Genomic DNA, 4069 nt, shown 5'->3' on the forward strand with positions numbered 1-4069 from the left:
TGGGCGAGACGATGTGGCTGCTGGAGGCGCAGCGCGGCGACGGCAGCGACGGCGCCGCCTCGCCGTCCCGGCTCAGCGCAGCGGCGCTGACGCCGCGCGAGACCGAAGTGCTGTCGTGGCTGGCCAAGGGCAAGACCAACCGCGACATCGGCGACATCCTCGGCGTGAGCCCCCGCACCGTGAACAAGCACCTCGAGCACATCTTCGAGAAGCTCGGCGTGGAGACGCGCGCGGCGGCGGCGGCACTGGCGAGCACGCAGTGGGGTGGCGATTAGGGCTGTTCGACGCGACCGGAGGGCTCGCTATACTTCCGCTCACAGCGCCGATTTGATCCGGATTGCGGGCGCTCAACAAATGCAGCTAAAGAGGGGCCCTCGACCGTTCACCACCGTCACCCGGCCTCGCTAGCGCAGCGACGCCGGGTTGTCTTTTTCTTGGGTTGAATATCGGGATGGCTTCGGTCGGCATCGTCACTCCACAGTCCCTGCGCCTGAACGCGCCGCTGCCGCTGCGCAGCGGTGCCGTGCTCGACGACTGCACGCTGGTCTACGAGACCTACGGCACGCTGAATGCGGAGCGCAGCAATGCCGTGCTGGTGTGCCATGCGCTCAACGCCTCGCACCACGTGGCCGGTCGCTACGAGGGCCAGGACAAGAGCGAAGGCTGGTGGGACAACCTGATCGGGCCTGGCAAGCCGCTGGACACCGACCGGTTCTTCGTCATCGGCGTCAACAACCCGGGCTCCTGCTTCGGCTCCACCGGGCCTGCCTCCACTGACCCGAAGACCGGCCGGCCCTACGGCGCGGACTTCCCCGTCGTCACCGTCGAGGACTGGGTCGACGCCCAGGCCCGGCTGCTCGACGCGCTGGGCATCGAGCAACTGGCCGCGGTGATCGGCGGCAGCCTGGGCGGCATGCAGGCGATGAGCTGGACCGTGCGCTACCCGCAGCGTGTGCGGCACGCCATCGTGGTGGCCTCGGCGCCGAACCTGTCGGCCCAGAACATCGCGTTCAACGAGGTGGCCCGGCGCGCCATCGTCACCGACCCCGACTTCCACGGCGGGCACTTCTACGCCCACGGCGTGGTGCCCAAGCGCGGCCTGCGCGTGGCGCGCATGGTCGGCCACATCACCTACCTCAGCGACGACGTGATGGCGAGCAAGTTCGGCCGCCAGACACTGAACCCCGAGCTCGCCTACAGCACCCAGGACATCGAGTTCCAGATCGAGAGCTACCTGCGCTACCAGGGCGACAAGTTCAGCGACTACTTCGACGCCAACACCTACCTGCTGATCACGCGCGCGCTCGACTACTTCGATCCGGCGCGCGAGTTCGACGGCGACCTGAGCCGTGCGCTCGCCGGCGCCACGGCGAAGTTCCTGGTGGTCAGCTTCACCACCGACTGGCGCTTCTCGCCCGAGCGCTCGCGCGAGATCGTCAAGGCCCTGGTCGACAACCGGCGCGACGTGAGCTACGCCGAGATCGACGCACCGCATGGCCACGACGCCTTCCTGATGACCGACGCGCGCTATCACAACGTGCTGCGCGCCTACTTCGCCCGCATCGCCGACGAAGCCGTGGCACCGGCAGGTGGGATCAAGGGGTTCGCGGTATGAACGAGACGATGCAGAGTCCCCCGCGGGCCGAGCGCCGGGCCGCTCCCGAGCCGGCCCGCATCCCCTCGGGGGATCGGTTGGCGTGTGCGCCAGACGAGGGGAGGCCATGAGCGAGCGGAAGGACCTGGAGCTGATCGCGCAGCTCGTGCCGCAGGGCTCGCGCGTGCTCGACCTCGGCTGCGGCAACGGCGCGCTGCTGGCGCTGCTGCGCGACACCCGCGGCTGCACCGGCTACGGCGTCGAGCTCGACGACGCCAAGGTGCACGACTGCGTGCAGCGCGGCGTCAACGTGATCCAGCGCAACCTCGACGAGGGGCTGGCCATCTTCGCCGACCAGGCCTTCGACGTGGTGCTGCAGCTCGACACGCTGCAGAACCTTCGCAACACCGAGGCGATGCTGATCGAGACGGTGCGCGTGGGCCGGCTCGGCATCGTCAGCTTCCCGAACTTCGCGCACTGGCCCAATCGCGTGTCGGTGCTGCGGGGCCGGATGCCGGTGACCAAGGTGCTGCCCTACCAGTGGTACGACACGCCCAACATCCGCGTCGGCACCTTCGCCGACTTCGAGGTGCTGGCTCGCAAGAACGGCCTGCGCGTGCTCGACAGCTTCGGCCTGCAGAACGGCCACGCGGTGCGGCGCTGGCCCAACCTGATGGCCGGCACGGCGCTGTTCAAGTTCGAGCGGGCCTGATCTGGCGCAAGGCGCATCCCCCGGGAATACGAAGACCTTACAGGGGTCGCGAGTGTGGCGCGGATGTTGCATCCGTGTGTGACGCAATGCGCGCGGCGTCACAGTTTTCGCTTATTGTCGCGACTGTCGGCACGCGTCGACCGAGATGCCCGTGCCGTTCAATGTAACCAGAGACGAGGAGCGTATTCGTGAGCGATGACTTCATTCGGGAAGGGGAGCTGACCGACATCCGCAGCTATCCGGCGTGGGCGCAAGACCTGGTCGAGAGCTGCGCCGAGACGCGCGAACGCGTGGCCTCGCACGAGCTCTTCCATCGCATGCGCGACAACGAGCTCGACGCCAACCAGATCAGCACCTTCCTGGTCGGCGTGTGGCCGGTGATCGAGCAGTTCCCGCAGTACATGGCGCAGAACCTGCTGAAGCTGCAGTACGGCCGGGCCCGCGGTCACGACCTGGCGCGCCGCTACCTGATCCGCAACATCCGCGTCGAGCAGAACCATGCCGACCACTGGGTCGAATGGGCCGTCGCCAGCGGCGTGAGCCGCGACGAGCTGCTGTACGGCGAGGTGCCGACCGAGACGCACGCGCTGTCGCACTGGTGCTGGCACACCTGTGAACGCGACACCCTGGCCGCCGCGATGGCCGCCACCAACTACTCGATCGAGGGCGTGACCGGCGACTGGTCGGCGCTGGTCTGCTCGTCCGACGTGTACGAGCAGAGCTTCCCGCTCGAGGTGCGCGCCAAGGCCATGAAGTGGCTCAAGCTGCATGCCAAGTACGACGACACCCATCCCTGGGAAGCGCTCGAGATCATCTGCTCGATCATGGGCACCGACCCGACGCAGCGCGGCGTGTCGCTGATCCGCTCGCGCGTGCTCAAGAGCTACGAGTACATGCGGCTCACGCTCGACTACTCGCTCAACGCCGAGCAGGTGGCCACCATCCCGGGTCAGCTGCTCTCGCTGGTCTACCCGGAGGAGCGCAAGCGCGCGGCCTGAAGCGTCGGATGACCGGCCTGCGCCCGCCCATGGGCGGGGCTCACGGCCTCGCCAGGGTGCGAACCCGGCGAGGCCGTGTTGTTTTCAGCGGGGGTTGTTGCTGCTGACGGCCACCGGCGCGGCGGCGGCATCGGTCGGGGCGGTCCAGCCGCCGCCCAGCGCGCGGTAGACGCTGACCAGCGCGGTGGCCGTGGCCACCTGGGCCTGCACCAGCTGGTCGCGGCTGGCGAGCACCTCGCGCTCGGCGTCCAGCACCACCAGGAAGTCGGTCACGCCGCGTCGTAGCGGAGCCGGGCCAGCCCGGCGGCCTCCTCGGCGCTGCGCGCGGCGCGGTCCAGGCGTTCGGCACGCTGCGCGTTGCGGGTGAACTGCGTCAGCGCGCCTTCGGTTTCCTCCAGCGCGGTCGCCACCGTCTGCTCGTAGCTCGCGAGGCTGGCCTGGGCTCGCGCCTCGCTGGCGGCGATGCGCGAGCGCACCCGGCCGAAGTCCAGCACGCTCCAGCTCAGGCCCGCGCCCAGCGAGTAGATCGCCGATTCGCTGCGGCCCAGGTCACCGAGCGTGGCCGCATTCAGGCCCAGCAGGCCCGACAGCGAGATGCGCGGATAGAGATCGGCCTTGGCGACGCCGATGTTGGCGGTGGCGGCGGCAAGCTGGCGTTCGGCGGCGATCAGGTCCGGACGGCGCGCCAGCCAGGCCTCCGTGGTGCCCAGCGGCAGCGCCGAGAGGTCGGTCACCGGCAACCCGGGCAGCGCGGCCGGCGGCGCG

6 protein-coding genes are annotated in these 4069 nt (G+C 69.3%); 4 read left to right on the top strand and 2 right to left on the bottom strand.

All coding sequences use genetic code 11. The features are described 5' to 3' along the window. From x551_RS19255 to x551_RS19270, 4 genes are all read left to right on the top strand, one after another. A partial coding sequence (locus x551_RS19255) for a helix-turn-helix transcriptional regulator (protein WP_036250305.1) occupies positions 1 to 275 on the top strand: 275 nt, incomplete at its 5' end. A 176-nt stretch (positions 276 to 451) separates the two neighbouring features. Continuing rightward, complete coding sequence (locus x551_RS19260; RefSeq protein ID WP_036234029.1) at positions 452 to 1615, top strand: homoserine O-acetyltransferase; 1164 nt, start codon at positions 452 to 454, stop codon at positions 1613 to 1615. Positions 1616 to 1721: 106 nt separating this feature from the next. Continuing rightward, positions 1722 to 2306: a methionine biosynthesis protein MetW gene (metW, locus tag x551_RS19265; protein ID WP_011831156.1), complete on the top strand. Its 585-nt coding sequence runs from the start codon at positions 1722 to 1724 to the stop codon at positions 2304 to 2306. Between the two features lie 188 nt (positions 2307 to 2494). Continuing rightward, entirely contained in the window at positions 2495 to 3304 is an 810-nt protein-coding gene (locus x551_RS19270; RefSeq protein WP_036234030.1) for an iron-containing redox enzyme family protein, read from the top strand. Positions 3305 to 3388: 84 nt separating this feature from the next. Here x551_RS19270 and x551_RS27675 read toward each other — a convergent pair whose 3' ends face one another. Both x551_RS27675 and x551_RS19275 read right to left on the bottom strand, forming a co-directional pair. Next, on the bottom strand, positions 3389 to 3577 hold the full coding sequence (locus x551_RS27675; protein WP_051512180.1) for a hypothetical protein: 189 nt from the start codon (positions 3575 to 3577) through the stop codon (positions 3389 to 3391). Then, positions 3574 to 4069 (bottom strand): TolC family protein (locus x551_RS19275; protein ID WP_253950421.1); only part of this gene is annotated, 496 nt, incomplete at its 5' end. The genes x551_RS19275 and x551_RS27675, both read right to left, overlap by 4 nt.

It is taken from the genome of Methylibium sp. T29 (assembly GCF_000576205.1).
Lineage (GTDB): Bacteria > Pseudomonadota > Gammaproteobacteria > Burkholderiales > Burkholderiaceae_C > Methylibium > Methylibium petroleiphilum.